We start from the raw sequence: 19,419 nt of genomic DNA, 5'->3' as shown, positions 1-19,419 counted from the left end.
ACATCGACAAACCGTGTGATCGACTCTGTGATCGTCAGCAGACAGGAGACCCCCTCGTGACCGTCGTCGTGCCCTTCGGGCTGAGCGTGCGGGACACGGCTCTCGAGGCCGATGTCCAGGCCGGATTGACGGCTGTCGAGGAGGGCCTCCTCGAGGCCACCAAGAGCGAGATGCCGTTCATCACCGAGGCCGCGCAGCACCTGGTGCGCGCGGGCGGCAAGAGGTTCCGTCCGCTGCTGGTCATGCTGGCCGCGCAGTTCGGCGACCCGAACGAACCGGGCATCGTGCCCGCCGCGGTGGTCGTGGAGCTGACGCATCTGGCGACGCTGTACCACGACGACGTGATGGACGAGGCGGACGTGCGCCGCGGCGTCCCGAGCGCCAACACCCGCTGGGGCAACTCGCTGGCCGTGCTCACCGGCGACTTCCTCTTCGCCCGGGCCTCGCAGATACTGGCCGACCTCGGTCCCGAGGCCGTCCGTATCCAGGCGCAGGCCTTCGAGCGCCTGGTCACGGGCCAGATCCTGGAGACCGCGGGCCCGCGCGACGGCCGCGACCCGGTCGAGCACTACCTCGACGTCCTCGGCGGCAAGACCGGCTCGCTGGTCGCCGTCTCCGGCCGCTTCGGCGCGATGATGTCCGGCGCCGACGAGCAGGTCGTCGACATCCTCACGCAGTTCGGCGAACGCCTCGGGGTCGCCTTCCAGCTCGCCGACGACGTCCTGGACATCGCCTCCGACTCCCAGGAGTCCGGCAAGACCCCCGGCACCGACCTGCGCGAGGGCATCCCCACGCTGCCGGTGCTGCGGCTGCGCGAACTGGCCGCCCGCCGCGGCCGCGAGGAGGACCGTGAGCTGGTCGCCCTCCTGGAGTCCGACCTCAGCGACGACGCCCGGCACGCCGAGGCACTGGCCCGGCTGCGCGTCCACCCGGCCCTCGAACTCGCCCGCGAGGACACCGTCCGCTACGCCGAGGACGCCCGCGCCACCCTCGCCCCGCTGCCCGAGTGCGCCGCGAAGGCGGCCCTCCTGGAGCTGTGCGACGCGGTCGTGCACCGGGCGGGCTGAGACCGCACCGGCGAGACCGCACGGGCCCGCTGCGGGCGAGGCTTGCGCACCACCTCCGGCCCGGCGGGCCGAGCCAGGCGAGGCGGGCCCACCCAGGCGAGGCGGGCCCCTACGGACAGTGGCCCGCCCCAAGGTCAGTGGCCCGCCCTACGGCCGGCGGGCCGCCTCGGCGCCTGAAGCGCGGTCGGCCCGTGTGCCGGGGGCTCAGGCCCCGGTGGTGGAGCCCGGCCGGACGATCATCAGCACGGTGACCGTCGCCCACAGCAGGTTGAAGACCCCGGTGGACATCGCGAGCCCGGCGGCGGTCCGCGCCCCGGGCCCACGGCCCCGCGCGCTCGCCGACTCCGGGGCGGGCGCCTTCGTCTCCTGGGCGGGTGCCCTCGTCTCCTGTGCGGGCGCCTTCGCCTCCTGTGCGGGTGCCGTCTCGTGGGCCGGTGTCCTCGCGCCGGTCGTCTCCGGACCGGGCACCGCCTCCACGGCCCCCACGCCCACCGCCGCTTCTTCGACCGCCGCTTCGGCCGCCGTCTCTTCGGTCGCCCTCGCTCCGGCCGCCCTCGCTCCGGCCGAGGGGACGCCGCCCGTGGTGCCCTCCGCTCCGAGGTGGCCGTCCGGGACCCCCAGTGCTTCGAGCGCGTTCTCCTGGCCGGGCAGGATCAGCAGGAGCAGCACGCCGCCCGCCACCGTGGTGAGCACGATGGAGACGATCAGCCAGGCGCTGCCGAGCACCCCGAGGCTGCTCGCGGTCGCGAAGCCGAGGAGGGGGACGGCGAGGCCGATCGCGGCGTAGACGCGGCAGATGCGGTGCAGGGTGGCGAGGACCGTACGGGCGGTCGCCTCCCCCGGGTCCGCCTGCGCGCGGCGCCAGAACTTCGGGAACATGCTCGCCGCCACCGTCACCGGACCGATGGCCAGGACCGCGGCCAGGACGTGCAGGGAGAGGAAGAACTTCGTCATCAGGCGCCCCCGTTCAGTGCGTCGGGCGGGGGCCGGCGGGGGGAACGGACCAGGCGTGCATACGGGCTCCAGGACAGGGGAGGGACGGGGATCACCGGGCCGGGTGCGGGAGCCGGTGCGGCCCCGACGCTAGGCGCCCGCGCGAGGCCGTCCCAGTGGCATTCGTGACAGGTTCCCCCCGGATGCCGCCAGGGCCGGGAGCGGCGTGAATCCACCGGTCGCGGGGGCCCCGTGCCCGCCCTCGTGTCCGTACTCCCCGGCATCGCCCGCTGGCGGGAATCCGGGACCCGGTAGATTCCCGCCATGCACACCCTCGCCCTGCTCGCCCTGGACCAGGTGATCCCCTTCGATCTGTCCACGCCGATCGAGGTGTTCGGGCGGACCCGGCTGCCCGACGGGCGGCCCGGCTACCGGGTGCGGGTCTGCGCCGCCCGGCCCGAGGTCGACGCCGGTCTCTTCCGCCTCCGGGCGCCCTGGGGGCTGGACGGGCTGCGGGGCGCCGACACGGTGATCGTGCCCGGGACCGCCGACCCCGCGGCGCCGCTGCCGCCCGAGGTGCGGGAGGCGCTGCGCGGTGCCGCCGCCGAGGGCACCCGTATCGCCTCGATCTGCTCCGGGACCTTCGTGCTCGCCGCCGCGGGGCTGCTCGACGGGCTGCGGGCCACCACGCACTGGCTGGCCGCGGCCGAACTCGCCGCCGCCCACCCGCGGATCGAGGTCGACCCGGAGGTGCTCTACGTGGACAACGGGCAGTTCCTCACCTCGGCGGGCGCCGCCGCCGGGCTCGACCTGTGCCTGCACATGATCCGGCGGGACTACGGCTCCGCGGTCGCCGCCGACGCCGCGCGGCTCTCCGTGATGCCGCTCGAACGCGAGGGCGGGCAGGCCCAGTTCATCGTCCGGCCGCCGCATCCGCCGGTCCCGCGCGGGGCCGCTCTGGAGCCCCTGCTCGGCTGGCTGGAGGAGAACCTCGGCCGGGAGCTGACCCTCGCCGAGATCGCCGACCGGGCGGGCACCAGCACCCGTACCCTGATGCGCCGCTTCCGGGAGCAGACCGGCACCACCCCGCTGCAGTGGCTGCACCGCGCCCGCGTCCGGCAGGCCCAGCACCTCCTGGAGACCACCGAGCACCCGGTCGAACGCATCGGCGCCCAGGTCGGGTTCGGTTCCGCCAACGCCTTCCGGGAACGCTTCCGGCGCACCACCGGCGTCAGCCCGCTCTCCTACCGGCGCAGCTTCCGGGGACGCTAGCCCGCCCGCAGGGGATCCGGCCGTACGGGATCCGCTCGTACGAGACCTTCCCGTACAGGAGCCGCCCGTACGGGAGCCGTCCGGACCGGGGTCAGCCCGTGGCCTGCTGGCGTTCGTAGTGGGCGGCGGCGACCACCGAGGCCATGAGTTCGCCGTCGAGGGCGGAGGGGTCGGCCAGGCGGGTCTGGGCGGCGTAGGCGCTGAAGAGGGCCTTGGTCACGCGCAGGGCGGCGGCCGGGCGGCGCTTGACCGGCTTGGCCCAGGCGTCCACGGCGGCGTCCAACTCGGCCTCGGGGACAACGCGTTGGAGCACGGAGAGGTGGTGCGCCTCGGCGGCGTCGAAGGCGCGGCCGGTGAGGACGAGCTCGCGCACCCGGGCGGCGCCCACCTCGTGCAGCAGGCGGGGCAGCACGCCGCCCCAGGCGGTGGGCAGGCCGAGGGCCAGCTCGGGCAGCCGGAAGCTCGCGGTGCCGGCGCCCACCCGCAGATCGCAGGCGAGGGCGAGGGCGAGCCCCGCGCCGATGGTCTTGCCCTGGAGGCGGGCGATGGTGACCGCCGGGCTGTGGGTGATCGCCTCGCAGACCCGGCGGGCCTTGTTGCCGGTGCCGCGGATGCCGCCGCCGGTCGGGTCGATGTCGACCATGGTGGCGAACTCGCTGCGGTCGCCGCCGAGGCAGAAGTCCTCGCCCGCCCCGGACAGCACGATGACCCGGGTCGCCGGGTCGGGTTCGGTGAGCACCGACAGCAGGTCGTCGAGCATGGGCTCGGTGACCGCGTTGCCGGTCTGAGGGCTGTTCAGCTCCACGTACAGGACCGCGTCGTGCTGCTCGGCGCGGACCGTCTTCAGCTGGTGGGGCACGGCCTGCCCGCCGAAGAGGTTCATGAACTTCATACGGCCAACTCCAGCGAGATGATGCGGCGGAAGACCATCCGGGAGGCGTAGTGCGGCGCCCCGGGGGTGTGCAGGGTGGGGAAGCGCTCCAGGAGCTGGCCGAGCAGGGCCCTGGCCTCCAGGCGGGCGAGCTGCGCGCCCAGGCAGTAGTGGATGCCGCCGCCGAAGGTGAGGTGGTTGCCGCCGCGCAGGATGTCGAAGTCACCCGGGTTGTCGTTGGCCCGGGGGTCGTGGTTGGCGGCCCCGTACATCACGTGCACCATCGTGTCCTTCGCGAGCGGTATCCCGGCCAGTTCGGTGTCGACGGCGGCGATACGGGTGTTCAGCTGGATCGGGGGGTCGTAGCGCAGCGCCTCGTCCAGGGCGCTGTCGATGTGCTCCGGGTTGCGGCGCAGCCAGTCCCAGCGGGCCGGGTCCTGGAGGAGCCGCCAGACCACCGTGGACAGCAGGGTGGTGGTGGTCTCCAGGGCGGCCACGGTGACGAACATGGTGAGCGTGTAGAGGATCTCGTCGGCGCTCTCCCGGTCCGGTTCCAGCTCGTCCCAGGTGCGGATCCAGCTGGAGAGCACGTCCTCGCCGGTTGCCGTGCGGCGCTCGGCGATCAACTGGGTGAAGTAGCCGCGCAGCTGCCGGGTGGCCTCCTCCGACAGCGCCAACTGGCTCTTGTTGGGCAGCAGTTCCTGGGCGTGCGCCTGGTCGTGGGTGAGCTCGACCAGGTACCGGTGGTCCTCGGGCGGGATGCCCAGCCAGTCCCCGATGGTGGCGATCGGCAGCATCTCGCCGACCGGCCGGACGAAGTCGGCGGGCCCGCGCGCGAGGCGCTCCGCCAGCTCGTCCAGGAGGTGGGTGGTGTGCCCGTCGACCATCGGGCCGAGCCTGGTCAGCGCGGCCCGGTCGAAGAGGTTGCCGATCCCGCGCCGCTGGTGCGTGTGCATCGGCGGGTTGAGGCGCGAGAGGGTCCGGCTCATCTCCTGGGTCGCCGGGGCCTGCCAGCGCTCGGTGTCCGGCTGCCGGGCCTGCCAGGCGAAGTCGGGAACCAGCCAGTCCCGGCCGCGGAGCACCTGGTTGCAGACGTCGAAGCCGGTCAGCAGCCAGCCTCCCCAGGGCGTGGGCACCGCCTCGCCGAGCGACCGGATCTCATTCCACACGGGAAAGGGCTCCGCCAGCCCCTCGGGCGCGCGAAGACGCCCGAGGAGAGGGACAACGGCACGCCGGTCGACGGCTATGTCGCCTACAGGGGATGTCACTCCGACTCCTTGGCCAAGGGGAGTAGTTGTCTACGCAACCATCCCCTGCGGGCACCTTGGTCATGCACGTTTGGCTGTTGCCATTGTCACATGCCAGCTACGGAGGGTGACTGTTTTCGGCCAGGCTCGCACAACCGGCCGACGGACGCCAGATCTCATACCCGGAAAACGTCCAGGAAGGAACTCCACCAGCCCTTGGCCTTCTTGGGCGTCTGCTCGCCCGGGACGGCCTGGGTGGGCGGCACCGGCACCGTCTGCGCCACCGGCCGGGGCGCCGCCGCCCGCCGGGCCGCGGTCGGGGTGAACCGCACCGGCAGCGAGACGAGCGCGCGGTGGAACGGGCCCGGCCGCCAGGCGAGTTCGCGGGCCGGGGCGGCCAGCGCGATGTCCGGCAGCGCGTTCAGGATCCGCTCGATCGCGGTCAGCGCGATCAGCTGGGCGGGGGACTTGGCGGGGCAGGCGTGGGGCCCCGCGCCCCAGGCCAGGTGCGCGCCCTTGCTGAGGGTCTGCCGGGCGTCGGTGAGCGAGGGGTCGCTGTTGGCCGCCGCGAAGCTGATCAGCACCGGGGAGTTGGCGGGCAGCACCGTGCCGTCCAGGTCGACGTCCTGGAGGGGGAAGTGGGTGCCGTAGTTGGCGATCGGGGAGTGGTTCCACAGCACGTCGTCCAGGGCGTCCTCGACGAGCAGGCCGCCGCCGCGCGAACCGGGCGCCGGGGCCTCCTCGGACAGGAGCAGCAGCAGGGCGTTGCCGATGAGGTTGCGCTCCGGCTCGACACCGGCGCCCATCAGCAGGACGAGCTGATCCTTCAGCTCCTCGTCGCGCAGGCCCGCCGGGTGCTGGATCAGCCAGGAGGTCATGTCCTCGCCGGGCTGGCGGCGCTTGAGGGCGACCAGCTCCATCAGGCAGGCGTTCAGCTCCTCGTTGGAGCGCACCACGTCCTGGCCGTCGAAGAGCATGGACATGTAGTGGGTCAGCCGGTCGCCGATGTCGCCGGTGCAGCCGAAGAGCTGGTTGAAGAGCAGCAGCGGGAGCAGCTTGGCGTAGTCGTTCAGGAGGTCCGCGCTGCCGCGCTCGCTGAACTGGTCGATCAGGTAGTCGGCGACCCGCTCCACATCGCGGCTCAGCCGGGCGGTGTTGATCCGGGCGAGGGACTCGGTGATCGCCTTGCGCAGCCGCAGGTGCTCCGCGCCGTCGGAGAACATCGCGTTCGGGCGGTAGCCCATCATGCCGAGCACCGGGCTGTCGGCGGGCACCCGGCCCTCGTTCAGCGCCGCCCAGCGCCGTGCGTCGCGCGCGAACAGCGAGGGGTTCTGCAGCACCCTGAGCGCCGCGTCGTGCGCGATGACCAGGTCGGCGTCGACACCCGGGGCCAGCTCGACCGCGGCCACCGGACCCTGGGCCCGCAGACGCGCGTAGATCTCCTGGGGGTGGGCGGCGAAGTCCTCCCCGTACAGCGGCGCGGACTGGGGCTGGTGCATGGGGCAGCCCGCGGGCGGTGCGGTCTGCGGGGAGGCTCCGGCTTGAGAATCCATCGTCGTTCCTCGGTGTTTCTCGGTCTGAGCCCGGGTCTTGGGGAGGTCCGGGGCGGCGGATGGGGCAGGCGCGTCAGGAGGCGCGCGCGAGCAGGTGCTGGATGAGGGTGATCAGGGCCTGCGCCGAACTGTGCTGGTCCCGGGCGTCGCAGTAGACGACCGGGGTGTGCGGCAGCAGGTCGAGCGCCTCCCGCAGCTCCTCCTCCGCGTACCGGGAGCGCGCGTCGAAGCTGTTGACCGCGATCGCGAACTCCAGGCCGTACTTCTCGATCAGGTCGATGACCGGGAAGGTCTCGGCCAGGCGTGAGGGGTCGACCAGGAGCAGCGCGCCGAGCGCGCCCCTGGCCATGTCCTCCCACAGCTGCATGAAGCGCTGCTGGCCCGGGGTGCCGAACAGGTACAGGACCAGTTCGTCGCTGAGCGTCAGACGGCCGAAGTCGAGCGCCACGGTCGTCGTCTTCTTGTCGGGCGCGCCCCGCAGGTCGTCGACGTGCGCCGCCGCCTGCGTCATCTTCTCCTCGGTACGCAGCGGGGCGATCTCGGAGAGGGTGCCGATGAGCGTGGTCTTGCCCACCGCGAAGTGGCCGACGACGAGGATCTTCGCGGCCGTCTGCACCGCGTCCGGCACGTAAATGCTGTCAGCCGAAGCGGCGTTGGAGTCCATGCAGCACCTCTTTGAGGATCTTCCTGTCGACAAGTTGGGCGGGCGGCGGTGCGGCCCGCCGGAGCAGGTGGCCCTGATCCGCTAAATCCGTCAGGAGCAACCGCACCACACCGACCGGCAGTTCGAGGCGGGCGGCCACCTCCGCGACCGACAGGTAGCCGCCCGAGCACAGGTCCCACACGGAGCGCAGTTCGGGACTGAGCCGGGCCGGGGGCTCCCGGTCGGGCGCGATGGTGACCAGCGTGACCAGGGAGAACCCGTCCGCGTCCGGCAGGTCCCGCCCGTTGGTGATGACGTAGGAGCGGATGAACCCGCTCGTGACCGGCTGCTCCTCACCGGGCGCCGTCATGCGCCGCTGCCGGGATGCTCGCGCAGCGGTGTCATCAGGGCCTTGCCGAGCGCGCTCACCTGCTGCTGCATACGGAAGGACATCGCCTCCATGTCCACGTCGGCACCGGCGGTGGCCGCGAGGTAGGCGCCGCTGCCCGCCGCGATCAGGAAGATCCAGCCGTCGTTGTACTCCAGGAGGGTCTGGCGCCAGCCGGTGGTGTGACCGCTGCCGATGAAGGGGGCCAGGGCCCGGCTCAGCGACTGCATGCCGCTGATCGCGGCGGCCACGGTCTCCGCGTCGTCGCGGCCGAACTCACTGGAGTGTTCCAGGAGCAGCCCGTCGGACGAGACGAGGATCGCGTGCCGCGCGCCGCGTACCTGGAGCACGTCGTTGAGCGCCCACGACAGATCGGGGTTCACGAGTTCTCTTGTCCTTCCGTGTGCGTCGTGGTGGTACGCCCGGAGCGGGTCCCGCGCTGGAAGGCGCCGAGGAGGGAGGCCGTCTCCTGGTTGGAACGGGCAGGTTCGGGGGTGGACTGCTGGGCCGGCGGGACGACCGCGACCGGGCTGGAGCGGCGCCGCTTGGGCAGTCCGCCCGCCGTGGTGCCGACCGGCGGCATCGGGCCGGGCCCGCTGTCGCTGACCGGGGTGAGCTGGGTGGTCGTCTCCGCGGGGGACTCCGGGTGCTCGACCGCGACGGGCTGCGGGGCGGGCGGCTGCTGTATGGGGGTGGGGCCCTGCGGACGGGAGGCGGCGGAAGGTGGCAGGACTGCCTCCGTGGTGAGCAGTTCGTCGGGCAGCAGGATCACCGCGCGGACGCCCCCGTAGGGCGAGACCGAGTCCACCGAGACGGTGAACCCGTACCGGGTGGCGAGCATCCCGGAGACGGCGAAGCCGAACTGCGGGGGGTTGCCCAGGCTGGAGATGGTCAGCGGCGCGGCCGGGGAGAGCAGGGCGGCGGCGCGGTCCTTCTCCTCCTGGCCCATGCCGAGGCCGCCGTCGTCGACGATCAGGCAGACGCCCTTGGAGACGGCCTTGATGTTGATCTCCACCGGGGTGGAGGGCGCCGAGTACTTGGTGGCGTTGGCCAGCAGCTCGGCGAGCACCACCGCGACGGGTTCCACGGCTCTGCTGACGACGGAGAAGCTGGCCTGCGCGTGGATGCGGACCCGGTCGAACTGCCGGATGCGGCCCTGGGCGCTGCGGGCCACGTCGTAGACGGAGGCGACCGACTCGCGGCGGCCGAGCCAGCCGCCGCAGAGCACCGCGATGCCCTGGGCGCGGCGGCCGAACTGGCTGTTGGTGTGGTCGATCGCCATCAGGTCGGCGAGGATCTGCGGGTCCTCGCCGTATTTCTTCTGCGCCTGGTCGATGACGATCTGCTGTTCGTCGGCGAGGCTCTGCAGGGTGCGCATCGCGGCCTTGAGGACCGATTTGGTCTCCTCTTCCGCGTCGGAGCGGACATCGGCGAGCTCGGCCGCGAACTGCGCCCGCAGGCCTGCCTGATGGGCCTGGAGCTCGTCGAACTTGCCCAGCAGGGTGCCGCGTTCGTCATGGAGATCTGCGTTACGCTTCCGCAGGCCGACGTTGGTCCGCCGCGCGCGCAGAACGGCGGCCAGGGCGACCAGAGTTACGGCTATCAGGACCCAGAAGACAGGGTCCTGCACAAGTGACGTCATGGAACTCTCTTCAAGTGGCGTAACGGAAAGAACGGCTGGCCCTTCCCGACCTCGGAAGAAGCCACCTCTCCAAGAGGCCGCCGCAGCCTATGCGACCACGTCGGTCGTCGTCCCCTCCGAGATGAGGCCTGAGCGGCTGATCCCCCTGGTGCGATCCACGCACCGTCAGCCCACTGGAAGTTCGCCGACCTTATCACTCGTCAGTGAAGCAACTCCGCGCATGTGAAGGCGAATTGAGTGGCCACCACTAAGGTTCTGTGAATATCGGGCGCACTGTCCCGCGGGGCGGTGCGGGCGGTGCCGGCCCGGCCCGCGAGGCCCTCTGCGCGGCCTGCCGGGGCCGATGGCGGCGGATGGCGGACCTGCCCGGTGAGAGGTGGTCCCGACCGCTTGTCCAGCCTTCGAAACGCGCGTCGGCGGCCGTGGATGTGGCATCGCTCACAATTTCCGGCCGCGCGCCCGCGGGGCTGTCCCCATTTGCCTGGCCTGTCGACCGGCTTCCGCTTCTGTGCGGATTATCCCCAAGAGGGCGCCGACGCACCAGAGTTGCCGACATGCCTCAGCGTATCCGCCGTATTACGGAAAAGTGAATTCCCGGGCCGCCGGGAAACGTTCATTCGCGCTGAAGTGACGTATCTGCGTTGTGCGGCAGGGGAGTTGGCGATGCGGGCATCGCGAAGGATTGTCCGTGCCGGAAATTCGCGAAGCCTCCGCAGAGCGACTTATTGCCAAAGCGGAGCGGCTGTACCAGTCTTGAGTACGTGTCAGTAACCGTACGTGCAGGCCTGAGCGCGGGCGCGCGGAGCGCAGGCGGCGAGGCGCGCCGGGCAGCGCTGTCCGGCGGCGCGAGAACGCCCGGCGCCCCGCAGGGCCGCACCCCTGCGCGGCCGACAGGAGCCCGCGGCTGACACCTTCCCCGACCGCTCCCGCCGTGGACCCATCCCCACCGGCGGCACCCCGGGCTCCCCGCCCACCGCGCCGCCCGCACCGTCACGCCGGACTCCCCTTCCCCCGGGCCCGGCGACCGCGTTGACCGAGGACTCACCCATGGACATACCCGTACCGCTCGTCGTCGCCCTCGGCGTACTCGCCCTGTGGGGCCTGCTCGCCGCCGTACTCCTGACCCGCGCCCGCGCCGCCACCGCCCGCGCCCGCGCCGAGACCGAGGAGGCGCGGCGGGAGGCCGGGGCCCAGGAGCGGCAGCGGCGGGCCCTGCTGTCCGAGGTGAGCCACCTCGCCGAGAACCGGGTGCCCGCGCTGATCCGGCAACTCGCCCACCCCGCCCACCGGGTACCGCCGCTCGCGCACCCGGAGCTCGCGGACACCGAGGTCGACAAGGCGCTGCGCACTGTCGCCGAGCAGCTGACCGCCGCGGTGCGCGACAGCCAGGTCCGTACCGACGAGGCCGCGCAGGAGGTCATGCGCACCGTCGCGGGCCGGGTGCGCACCCTGGCCGCCCAGATGGAGAAGATCCTCGACAAGGCGCAGCACGACTTCGGCGACCGGCCCGAGTTCACCCCCGTGCTCTACGAACTCGACCACCGCACCGTGCTGATGCGCCGCGTGGTGCAGGCCGTCGGCGTGGTCTGCGGTGACGCCCCGGGCCTGGCCCGGCAGGACTCCTACCTCGCCGACCTGGTCACCGCCGCCCAGTCCCGCGTCGAGTCCTACGGGCGCATCGAGATCACCAACCACCTGCCCGCCGGGCCCCAGCTCGGGGTGGCCGCACCGGCCGCCGAGGCGCTGGCGATGGTCCTCGCCGAGCTGATGGACAACGCCGCCTACTGCACCGTCGGCAGCATGCCGGTGCGCGTCGGCATCCACCGCACCGCCGCCGGGGCCGCCGTGGTCGTCAGCGACTCGGGGCCCGGCCTGGACACCGCGGAGAAGCAGGAGTTCGCGCTGCGGATGCTCGACACCTCCCGGCGCATCCTGCTCACCGGGATCGGCAGCCCGCCCAAGCTCGGCTTCGCCGCGATCGGGCGGCTGACCCGCAGGCACGCCATCGAGGTGGCCATGTCGCCGTCCGCCACCCGCGGCATGGAGGCGGTCGTGCACATCGACGCCTCGCTGCTCGTCTCGATGGACCGGGCCGCGGGCGGCGGCCAGTCCGCCGCGGCCCCGCTGCCCGCCGAACCGAGCCGCCCCCTCGCCCCCGAACCGGCCGAGGACCCCCTTTCCGCCCCGCCCGCCGCGGCCGGCCCCGGCGGACTGCCCCGCCGCAGGCGCCGGGCACCCGCCGCCGGGCAGGCCGCACCGCAGGACGCGGCGCCCCGGCCCAACGACCCGAGCGCGACCCGCGACCGGTACGCGGGCATGCAGGCGAGCCTGGAGCGGGCCCGCAGCGAATCGCCAGTCACCCACGAGGAGCCGTCCCGATGACCACTCCCGACCGCCGTGCCCAGAGCACCCCGCTCGCCGAGGCGCCCAACTACTCGGAGCAGGCGGAGAAGCTGCTCCAACAGCGCCACGACCTCGCCGCCGTGGTCTTCCTCAGCACCGACGGGCTCATCGCCGGGGCGGGCGGCGAGGTCGACCGCGAGCAGGCGGAGACCACCGCCGCCTCCGCCTCCGGGCTCTACAGCCTGGGCCGGGAGTCCCTCGCGGTCGTCGCGGGCGGCGGCGCCCGCGCGCGCAGCGTCACCATCGAGGGCGAGGACGGCCGCTTCCTGCTGATCGTCGCCGCCGGGGACAATCTGCGGATCGCCGCCTTCACCCAGCCCGACCCGGACCTCGGCGGGGTCATGTACGAACTCGCCAAGCTGGCCGACACCTTCGCCCTGCACATCAGCAGCCGGGGTGACGGGAGGTGAGCCGCCGGCGCGACCCGGTCCGGATCACCCCCGCCTATCTGGCGACGGGCGGCCGGACCAGTGCGCGCCGTGCGCTCCCCGACGTACTGACCCGGCTGGTCCGGGTGGACGGACGGGCCGCCGCCTCGCTCAGCCCGCCGCAGCACCACCTGCTGACGGCGGTCGACGGCGGCGATCTCACCCTCGCGGACGCGGCGGGCCATCTGCGCCTGCCCGTCTCCGCGGTCCGCATCCTCGCGGGCGACCTGCTCGACCTGGGCCTCATCCAGGCCGTCGAGCCCGCTGAACTCCCCGACGTCGAACTGCTGGAGAACGTCCTCGATGGCCTTCGCAAGCTCAAGAAGCCGGCCTGATCCGGCCGCCGCGCCGGACGGCCCCGCCTATCTGCCCAGCTCGGTGCGGAACATGGTGAAGCTGGTGGTCGCGGGCGGACTCGGGGTCGGCAAGACCACCCTGATCCGCTCCGTCTCGGAGACCCGTTCGCTGCACACCGAGGAGGTCATGACGGCGCCGTCCAGCCGCGTCGACAGCCTCGCCTTCACCCCGCGGAAGACCCACACCACGGTCACCATGGACTTCGGCCGCCTCACCCTCGGCGAGTCCGGCGAGACGGTGCTCTACCTCTTCGGCACCCCCGGCCAGGCCCGCTTCCGGCAGGCCTGGCTGGACACCGCCTACGGGGCCCGCGGCGCCCTGGTCCTGATGGACCTGCGCAGACCCGAGGTCAGCTACGAGGCGATGGACCTGGTGGAGGAGTCGGGGATGCCGTACGCGGTGGCCGTCAACGACTTCCCCGGCTCGCCCGTCCTGGACGCCGCCACCGTCCGCGCCGACCTCGACCTGCACCCCGAGACGCCGCTGCTGTTCTGCAACGCGCTGGAGCGCGAGTCCTCCATCGACGCCCTGATCGGCCTCGTCAGCCACTCCCTCGACGTCTACCGCAGGAACACAGGCCCATGAGCTTCCCCCCGCCCCCGTACTACCGCCTGCACACCGAGGACTTCGCGCAGCGCCGCCACGAGTACTACGCCGACATGCGCCGGCACTACGGCGACCTCGCCCCGATCGAGCTGGTCGACGGCGTCTTCGGCTACCTGGTGGTCTCGCACCGCGCCGCCGCCGACGTGCTGCACGACACCGCGACCTGGACCAAGGACTCCACCGCATGGGCGGCGCAGTGGCCCGCGGACCACCCGATCCTCGGCATGCTCGGCCCGCGCCCCAACCCGATGTTCACCGACGGCGCCGACCACGCCCGGCACCGCGGCGTCACCGCCGACGCCTTCGCGATGATCGAGCCGCACCATCTGCGCGACATGGTCCGCGACGTCGCCGACCGGCTCATCGACACCTTCGCCGCGGACGGCGAGGCCGACCTGGTCGCGCGGTACGCGCGCCCGCTGCCGAGCTATGTCTTCAACCGCCTCTTCGGCCGGGACGACTTCTTCGCGCCCCGGCTCGTCGAGGGGCTCGCCAAGATGATGGAGGGCGGCCGGGAGGCCGACGCGGGCAAGAAGGCCTTCGAGTCCTATCTGATGGAGCTGATCGCGGAGAAGCGCGAGAACCCGGGCCGCAACCTCACCACCTGGATGCTCCAGCACCCCGCCGGACTCGACCCGGTGGAGATCGTCCACCAGGTGGTGCTGACCTTCGGCGCCGGGCAGGAGCCCACCACCAACCTCATCGCCAGCCCGCTCGCCCGGCTGCTGCGCGACGACGAGCTGTACAACCAGGTGGTCAGCGGCACCCTCGACGTGATCCCGGCCATCGACCGGGTCCTCGCCGACCAGCCGCCCATCTCCAACTACGGGGCGCACTACCCCCGCCAGGACCTCACCTTCCACGGCCGCGGCATCCCCGCCCACACCCTGGTCATGATCGGCTACGAGGCGATCGGCACCGACCCCCAGGGCCCGGGCTGCACGGCCTCCGGGCGCGGCTCCCACCTGGCCTGGTCCATGGGCCCGCACGCCTGCCCGGTGCCCGGCACCGCGATGAGCATCGCCGAGACCGCCCTCACCCAGCTCATCCACCGGCTGCCCGACCTCGAACTCGCCGTGCCCGAAACCGAGTTGCGGCTGCGCAAGGGCCCCTTCCACCACGCACTCGCCTCGCTGCCCGCGCGCTTCAGCCCGGTCCGCGTCGCCACCAGAGGAGAGATCCCATGGCCGTCGAACCCCTTCACGCCCGAAGCGTCCACCCCGTCGACATCCACGGCGCCGACATCCCCGGCGAAGCCGCACGGCTACGAGAGCTGGGGGACGTGGCTGCCGTCGAGCTGCCCGGCGGGATACGGGCCTGGGCACCCACCCGCCACCGCCTCCTCGAATCCCTCCTGAACGACCCCCGGGTCAGCAAGGACCCGCGGGCGCACTGGACGGACTGGCGCAACGGCTGGGTGCACGCGCACCCGGAGGCGCACTGGATCTACAACTGGTGCGGGGTGGAGAACATGTTCACCGCCTACGGCCCCGACCACACCCGGCTGCGCAAACTCGTCGCCCCGGCCTTCACCGCCCGGCGCACCCAGGAGATGCAGCCCGCCGTCGACCGCATCACCGGCGAACTCCTCGACGCGCTCGGCACCCGCGCCCCCGGCGAAGTCGTCGATCTGCGCGAGCAGTTCGCGCATCCGCTGCCGATGCGGGTGATCTGCGAACTCTTCGGCCTCGACGAGGCGGAGCGCACCGATGTGGCCGCGCTCATCAACACCTTCGTGGACACCTCGCTGCCGCCCGAGGTCGCCGGCCAGGTGCTGGCCAACGGCCGCGAGACCCTGGCCCGGCTGGTCGCCCGCAAGCGCGAGCACCTCGGGGAGGACCTCACCTCGGCGCTGATCGAGGCCCGCGACGGCGGCGACCGGCTCAACGAGACCGAACTCGTCGACACCCTGATCCTGGTCCTCGGCGCGGGCCACGAGACCACCGTCAACCTCATCGGCAACACCGTGGTCGCCCTCCTGGACAACCCCGATCAGCTCGCCCTGGTCCTCGACGGCACCGTGCCCTGGTCCCAGGTGGTCGAGGAGACCCTGCGCTGGGCGCCCTCCCTCGCCCATCTGCCGCTGCGCTTCGCCACCGAGGACATCCCGGTGGCGGACGTGGTCATCGGCGCGGGCGAGCCCATCCTCGCCACCTTCGGCGCGGTGGGCTGGGACCCCGAGTTCCACGGACCTCAGGCCCACCTCTTCGACGTCACCCGGGCCCCGTCCCGGCACCTCGCCTTCGGCCACGGTGTGCACCGCTGCATCGGCGCCCCGCTGGCCCGCGCCGAGGCGCTCACCGCGCTGCCCCGGTTCTTCGCGGCCTTCCCCGAGGTGGCCCTGGCGAAGGATCAGGAGCGGGCCCCCTTCCCCTCCTTCATCGCCCACGGCCACCAGGCACCCAAGGCGGTCCTGCGCCCCTGAATCCGTACGCGCGCCCGTCACCGCGCACCGCCCGGCGGCGCCTTCCCCTACGGGACCCGGAAGGCGCCGCCCGGTTCCGTCATCCCGCAGAGGTACGCGGAGTTGCTTCCGAGGGGGGACGCCCCGGGGCCGCGGTTTTGGTCAGATGGAGGCAGACCACTCCTCACCGATCGCGGGTGAGACTGGCGGCCCGGGGTGGATCGAGGGCACATTGGATGCACAGGCCGCCGCCGACACGGAGGTAGGGCACACATGGCACCGTACGAATCCGGTACCGACACCGAGGCCGCCGAGCGGGCCGCGGCCGCGCGCGGGCGCAAGAAGGCCGCGCGCTACGCCGTCCCGGTCGTGGTCCTCGGTCTCGCGGCGGCGACCATCGGGCTGGTCCCGGCGCTCGCCGACTCCGGGGACCCCGACCTGCCGGAGCTCAGCGCGCAGGAACTCATCGAGAAGATCGCCGCCTCGGACACCCAGCGGCTGTCCGGCACCGTGAAGATCAGCACCGACCTCGGCCTGCCGGACCTCGGCGGGCTCGCGGGCGGCATGGCCTCCCCGCGCGGCGAGCAGGGCGAGGGCGGCGCCGCCGACCCGAAGTCCCGCCTGACGGAACTCGCCTCCGGCACCCACACCCTGCGGGTCGCCGCCGACGGCCCCGAGAAGCAGCGCCTGTCGATCCTGGACGACGCCGCCGAGTACAGCCTGATCCACAACGGCGACGAGGTCTGGGCCTACGACAGCGCCTCCGACGAGGCCTTCCACGCCACCGAGGACGGCAAGCACGGCGACGGCGGCGGGGCGGAGCACCGGGGCGGGCTGCCGAAGGACGTCCCCGCGACCCCGGGCGAGTTCGCGAAGGAGGTCCTCAAGGCCTCCGAGGAGACCACCTCGGTCACCGCCGAGGGCACCATGCAGGTCGCCGGACGGGACGCCTACAAGCTGGTGGTGAAGCCCAAGGGCGAGGGCAGCACGGTCGGCGCGGTCACCTTCGCGGTCGACGCCAAGACCGGCACCCCGCTCAAGGCCACCCTGACCCCGGCGGGCGGCGGCGCCGCGGTCGTCGAAGCCGGGTACACCAAGGTCGACTTCGGCAAGCCGGCCGCCTCCCTCTTCGACTACCGGCCCGCCAAGGGCACCAAGGTCACCGAGGCCGAGGACGCCGCGAAGGAGGCCCGCGGCAAGGACGTGCCGCGCGGCCCCGGCAAGCAGCCGGGCGCCGGGGACCTCGCGGCGCCGGAGATCCTCGGCGAGGGCTGGAGCAGCATCGCCCGCTTCGAGGTGCCGGGCGGCCAGGGCCTGCCGGACGCCGGCTCCGGGGACCTGCCGCCGGAGGCCGCCTCCCTGCTCGACGCCTTCGGCGACAAGGTGAAGGGCGACTTCGGCACCGGCCGGGTCTTCTCCACCCGCCTCGTCAACGCCCTGATCACCGACGACGGCACGGTCTACGCCGGTGCCGTCACCAAGGACGCGCTGGTGAAGGCGGCCGAGTCGGCGAAGTAGCGGCACCCGGCGCCCGGTGCCTTCCGCGCCGGGCGCCCGCAGTTCCTGAGCGGCCCCGCACCGTGCGGGGCCGCTCGCGCGCGGCGGGGTGTGCTTGGCTGGAGGCGTATCAGCGCAGCACACCGCCGCATTCGCAGCGCACCGCCTGGCAGATCCCGGGGGAGACATGGACCGAGGACCGTCCGCCGACGAGGACAAGGCCGTCGGCAGGGGTGTGGACGGGGGCTTGGACGAGGGCGGCGCCAGGGGCGAGGACGAGGACGCGGTCATCGCCACGCGCGCCCTCACCAAGCGCTTCCGGGGCGGCCAACTCGCCGTGGACGGGCTCGATCTGAGCGTCCCGGCCGCCAGCGTCTTCGGCTTCCTCGGCCCGAACGGCTCGGGCAAGACCACCACCATCCGCATGCTCATGGGCCTGATCGCCCCCACCTCCGGCGCGGCCCGGGTCCTCGGCCGCCCCATGCCCGAATCCGCGCGCGCCGTACTGCCCCAGGTCGGCGCCCTGATCGAGGGCCCCGCGCTCTACGGTTTCCTCTCCGGCCGCGAGAACCTGATGCGCTACGACGCCGCCGACCCGACCGCCGAGGGGCGCACCCGCCGGGCGCGGGTCGGCGCCGCCCTGGAACGCGTCGGCCTCGCCTCGGCCGCGGGCAAGAAGGCCAAGGCGTACTCGCTCGGCATGAAGCAGCGGCTCGGCCTCGCCGCGGCGCTGCTCCAGCCGCGCCGGCTGCTCGTCCTGGACGAGCCGACCAACGGCCTGGACCCGCAGGGCATGCGCGAGATCCGTTCCCTGGTACGGGAGCTGGCGGCCGAGGGCACCACCGTCTTCCTCTCCTCGCATCTGCTCGACGAGATCGAGCAGGTCTGCACGCACGCCGCGGTGATGGCCCAGGGGCGGCTGCTCACCCAGGGCCCGGTCGCCGAACTCGCCGCCCGCGCCCGCGGCAGGCTCACCGTCACCACCCCGGACACCGCGGACGCCGCCCGGGTCCTGAAGGAGCAGGGCGTGGGCGATCTGGTCACCGCCGGGGACCGGGTCAGCGGCGAGCCGCCGGGCCGGGACCTCGCCGAGGTGAACGCGGCGCTGGTCGCCGCGGGGGTGCGGGTGCGCGGCTTCGGCCTCGAACGCGGCACCCTGGAGGACGCGTTCGTGGCACTGACCGGGGAGGGCTTCGATGTCGCGGGCTGAGGCACCGGCGGCGGGCACCGCGCCCGGGAGGGCTCCCGCGCGGCGCCGCCCCGGCGGGCTGCTGCGCAGCGAACTCCTGACCACCTTCCGGCGCTGGCGCACCCTCGCCCTGCTCGGCGTGCTCGCGGCGGTACCGGTCCTCTTCGGCATCGCGGTGAAGGTGGAGACCGCGGACGGCGGCTCCCTCGGCGGGGGCGGCGGCGGTGGCGAGGAGGCCGGGCCCGCCTTCATCTCGCAGGTCACCAACAACGGCCTCTTCCTGGTCTTCACCGCGCTCGCCGCGACCCTGCCCTTCTTCCTGCCGATGGCGGTCGGCGTGATCGCCGGGGACGCGCTCGCGGGCGAGGCGAACGCCGGCACCCTGCGCTACCTCCTCGTCGCCCCCGCGGGCCGCACCCGCCTGCTGCTCACCAAGTACGCGACCACGCTGGTCTTCTGCCTGGCCGCCACCCTGGTGGTCGCCCTCTCGGCGCTCGCGGTGGGCGCCGCGCTCTTCCCGATGGGGGAGCTGACCACCATCTCCGGCACCCGGATCGGCTTCGGCGAGGGGCTCGAACGGGCCCTGCTCATCGCCCTGGTGGTCGCCGCCTCGCTGGTCGGCGTGGCCGCGATCGGCCTCTTCCTGTCGACCCTGACCAGCAGCGGCATCGCCGCCATGGCGACCACCGTGGGCCTGCTGATCACCGTCCAGATCCTCGACCAGATCCCCCAACTCCACGCCGTGCAGCCGTACTTCTTCTCGCACTACTGGCTGTCCTTCGCCGATCTGATGCGCGAGCCCGTCTACTGGGACGAGATCACCAGGAACCTCGGCCTCCAGGCGGTGTACGCGGCGGTCTTCGGCTCGGCGGCCTGGGCCCGGTTCACCACCAAGGACATCACGGCCTGAGGGCGGCCT

General features: G+C 73.0%; 18 protein-coding genes and 1 pseudogene. 11 read left to right on the top strand and 8 right to left on the bottom strand.

Going from position 1 to position 19,419, the window contains the following annotated elements:
• Positions 1-56 precede the first annotated feature (56 nt).
• Positions 57-1,067, top strand: coding sequence for a polyprenyl synthetase family protein (locus tag HFV08_RS05695; protein WP_168536399.1), 1,011 nt, complete (start codon positions 57-59; stop codon positions 1,065-1,067).
• Between the two features lie 441 nt (positions 1,068-1,508).
• Here the strand turns inward: HFV08_RS05695 and HFV08_RS32485 are convergent.
• Positions 1,509-2,021: pseudogene (locus HFV08_RS32485) on the bottom strand (protease); the annotation flags it as partial.
• Between the two features lie 303 nt (positions 2,022-2,324).
• Between HFV08_RS32485 and HFV08_RS05685 the strand changes: the two are divergent.
• Positions 2,325-3,272, top strand: coding sequence for a GlxA family transcriptional regulator (locus tag HFV08_RS05685; RefSeq protein ID WP_168536395.1), 948 nt, complete (start codon positions 2,325-2,327; stop codon positions 3,270-3,272).
• 91 nt (positions 3,273-3,363) lie between these two features.
• Here the strand turns inward: HFV08_RS05685 and HFV08_RS05680 are convergent, their stop codons facing one another.
• From HFV08_RS05680 to HFV08_RS05650, 7 genes are all read right to left on the bottom strand, one after another.
• Complete coding sequence (locus HFV08_RS05680) at positions 3,364-4,164, bottom strand: enoyl-CoA hydratase/isomerase family protein (RefSeq protein ID WP_376770564.1); 801 nt, start codon at positions 4,162-4,164, stop codon at positions 3,364-3,366.
• A complete protein-coding gene (locus HFV08_RS05675) occupies positions 4,161-5,312 on the bottom strand; it encodes a cytochrome P450 (RefSeq protein WP_376770562.1) in 1,152 nt (383 codons plus the stop codon). The genes HFV08_RS05680 and HFV08_RS05675 overlap by 4 nt, the downstream gene beginning before the upstream one ends.
• Before the next feature lie 254 nt (positions 5,313-5,566).
• Entirely contained in the window at positions 5,567-6,943 is a 1,377-nt protein-coding gene (locus HFV08_RS05670) for a cytochrome P450 family protein (protein ID WP_210429852.1), read from the bottom strand.
• 73 nt (positions 6,944-7,016) lie between these two features.
• Complete coding sequence (locus HFV08_RS05665) at positions 7,017-7,607, bottom strand: GTP-binding protein (RefSeq protein WP_168536393.1); 591 nt, start codon at positions 7,605-7,607, stop codon at positions 7,017-7,019.
• Positions 7,582-7,956 (bottom strand): DUF742 domain-containing protein, encoded by a 375-nt coding sequence (locus HFV08_RS05660; protein WP_040252552.1) that lies wholly within the window; start codon positions 7,954-7,956, stop codon positions 7,582-7,584. The genes HFV08_RS05665 and HFV08_RS05660 overlap by 26 nt, the downstream gene beginning before the upstream one ends.
• Positions 7,953-8,357: a roadblock/LC7 domain-containing protein gene (locus tag HFV08_RS05655; protein WP_040252554.1), complete on the bottom strand. Its 405-nt coding sequence runs from the start codon at positions 8,355-8,357 to the stop codon at positions 7,953-7,955. Before HFV08_RS05655 ends, HFV08_RS05660 begins: the two co-directional genes overlap by 4 nt.
• Positions 8,354-9,616: an ATP-binding protein gene (locus HFV08_RS05650; protein ID WP_168536391.1), complete on the bottom strand. Its 1,263-nt coding sequence runs from the start codon at positions 9,614-9,616 to the stop codon at positions 8,354-8,356. Before HFV08_RS05650 ends, HFV08_RS05655 begins: the two co-directional genes overlap by 4 nt.
• 1,047 nt (positions 9,617-10,663) lie before the next feature.
• On the opposite strand from HFV08_RS05650, the gene HFV08_RS05645 reads away from it, so the two are divergent.
• The 9 genes from HFV08_RS05645 (at position 10,664) to HFV08_RS05610 (ending at position 19,410) form a co-directional block, all read left to right on the top strand.
• Entirely contained in the window at positions 10,664-11,998 is a 1,335-nt protein-coding gene (locus HFV08_RS05645) for an ATP-binding protein (RefSeq protein ID WP_168536389.1), read from the top strand.
• Entirely contained in the window at positions 11,995-12,429 is a 435-nt protein-coding gene (locus HFV08_RS05640) for a roadblock/LC7 domain-containing protein (protein ID WP_052482469.1), read from the top strand. The genes HFV08_RS05645 and HFV08_RS05640 overlap by 4 nt, the downstream gene beginning before the upstream one ends.
• Positions 12,426-12,782 (top strand): DUF742 domain-containing protein, encoded by a 357-nt coding sequence (locus HFV08_RS05635; protein ID WP_168536387.1) that lies wholly within the window; start codon positions 12,426-12,428, stop codon positions 12,780-12,782. Before HFV08_RS05640 ends, HFV08_RS05635 begins: the two co-directional genes overlap by 4 nt.
• Complete coding sequence (locus HFV08_RS05630) at positions 12,751-13,389, top strand: GTP-binding protein (protein ID WP_168536385.1); 639 nt, start codon at positions 12,751-12,753, stop codon at positions 13,387-13,389. Before HFV08_RS05635 ends, HFV08_RS05630 begins: the two co-directional genes overlap by 32 nt.
• A complete protein-coding gene (locus HFV08_RS31405; protein ID WP_246341508.1) occupies positions 13,386-14,768 on the top strand; it encodes a cytochrome P450 family protein in 1,383 nt (460 codons plus the stop codon). Before HFV08_RS05630 ends, HFV08_RS31405 begins: the two co-directional genes overlap by 4 nt.
• Entirely contained in the window at positions 14,693-15,835 is a 1,143-nt protein-coding gene (locus HFV08_RS05625) for a cytochrome P450 family protein (RefSeq protein WP_312885400.1), read from the top strand. Before HFV08_RS31405 ends, HFV08_RS05625 begins: the two co-directional genes overlap by 76 nt.
• Positions 15,836-16,087: 252 nt before the next feature.
• On the top strand, positions 16,088-17,332 hold the full coding sequence (locus HFV08_RS05620; RefSeq protein ID WP_168536378.1) for a LolA family protein: 1,245 nt from the start codon (positions 16,088-16,090) through the stop codon (positions 17,330-17,332).
• Positions 17,333-17,498: 166 nt separating this feature from the next.
• Positions 17,499-18,521 (top strand): ABC transporter ATP-binding protein, encoded by a 1,023-nt coding sequence (locus tag HFV08_RS05615; protein WP_168536376.1) that lies wholly within the window; start codon positions 17,499-17,501, stop codon positions 18,519-18,521.
• Positions 18,508-19,410: an ABC transporter permease gene (locus HFV08_RS05610; protein ID WP_168536374.1), complete on the top strand. Its 903-nt coding sequence runs from the start codon at positions 18,508-18,510 to the stop codon at positions 19,408-19,410. The genes HFV08_RS05615 and HFV08_RS05610 overlap by 14 nt, the downstream gene beginning before the upstream one ends.
• Positions 19,411-19,419 lie beyond the last annotated feature (9 nt).

It is taken from the genome of Streptomyces physcomitrii, assembly GCF_012273655.1.
Lineage (GTDB): Bacteria > Actinomycetota > Actinomycetes > Streptomycetales > Streptomycetaceae > Streptomyces > Streptomyces physcomitrii.
The sequence above is the reverse complement of the archived record's forward strand: the minus strand, read 5'-3'. Positions and strand labels throughout refer to the sequence as shown.

Excerpts from the sequence above, each read along its gene's own strand:
- HFV08_RS05685 (WP_168536395.1), top strand. The coding sequence starts at position 2,325 with ATGCACACCCTCGCCCTGCTCGCCCTGGACCAGGTGATCCCCTTCGAT.
- HFV08_RS05680 (WP_376770564.1), bottom strand. The coding sequence starts at position 4,164 with ATGAAGTTCATGAACCTCTTCGGCGGGCAGGCCGTGCCCCACCAGCTG.
- HFV08_RS05670 (WP_210429852.1), bottom strand. The coding sequence starts at position 6,943 with ATGGATTCTCAAGCCGGAGCCTCCCCGCAGACCGCACCGCCCGCGGGC.
- HFV08_RS05665 (WP_168536393.1), bottom strand. The coding sequence starts at position 7,607 with ATGGACTCCAACGCCGCTTCGGCTGACAGCATTTACGTGCCGGACGCG.
- HFV08_RS05660 (WP_040252552.1), bottom strand. The coding sequence starts at position 7,956 with ATGACGGCGCCCGGTGAGGAGCAGCCGGTCACGAGCGGGTTCATCCGC.
- HFV08_RS05650 (WP_168536391.1), bottom strand. The coding sequence starts at position 9,616 with ATGACGTCACTTGTGCAGGACCCTGTCTTCTGGGTCCTGATAGCCGTA.
- HFV08_RS05645 (WP_168536389.1), top strand. The coding sequence starts at position 10,664 with ATGGACATACCCGTACCGCTCGTCGTCGCCCTCGGCGTACTCGCCCTG.
- HFV08_RS05640 (WP_052482469.1), top strand. The coding sequence starts at position 11,995 with ATGACCACTCCCGACCGCCGTGCCCAGAGCACCCCGCTCGCCGAGGCG.
- HFV08_RS05630 (WP_168536385.1), top strand. The coding sequence starts at position 12,751 with ATGGCCTTCGCAAGCTCAAGAAGCCGGCCTGATCCGGCCGCCGCGCCG.
- HFV08_RS31405 (WP_246341508.1), top strand. The coding sequence starts at position 13,386 with ATGAGCTTCCCCCCGCCCCCGTACTACCGCCTGCACACCGAGGACTTC.
- HFV08_RS05620 (WP_168536378.1), top strand. The coding sequence starts at position 16,088 with ATGGCACCGTACGAATCCGGTACCGACACCGAGGCCGCCGAGCGGGCC.
- HFV08_RS05615 (WP_168536376.1), top strand. The coding sequence starts at position 17,499 with ATGGACCGAGGACCGTCCGCCGACGAGGACAAGGCCGTCGGCAGGGGT.
- HFV08_RS05610 (WP_168536374.1), top strand. The coding sequence starts at position 18,508 with ATGTCGCGGGCTGAGGCACCGGCGGCGGGCACCGCGCCCGGGAGGGCT.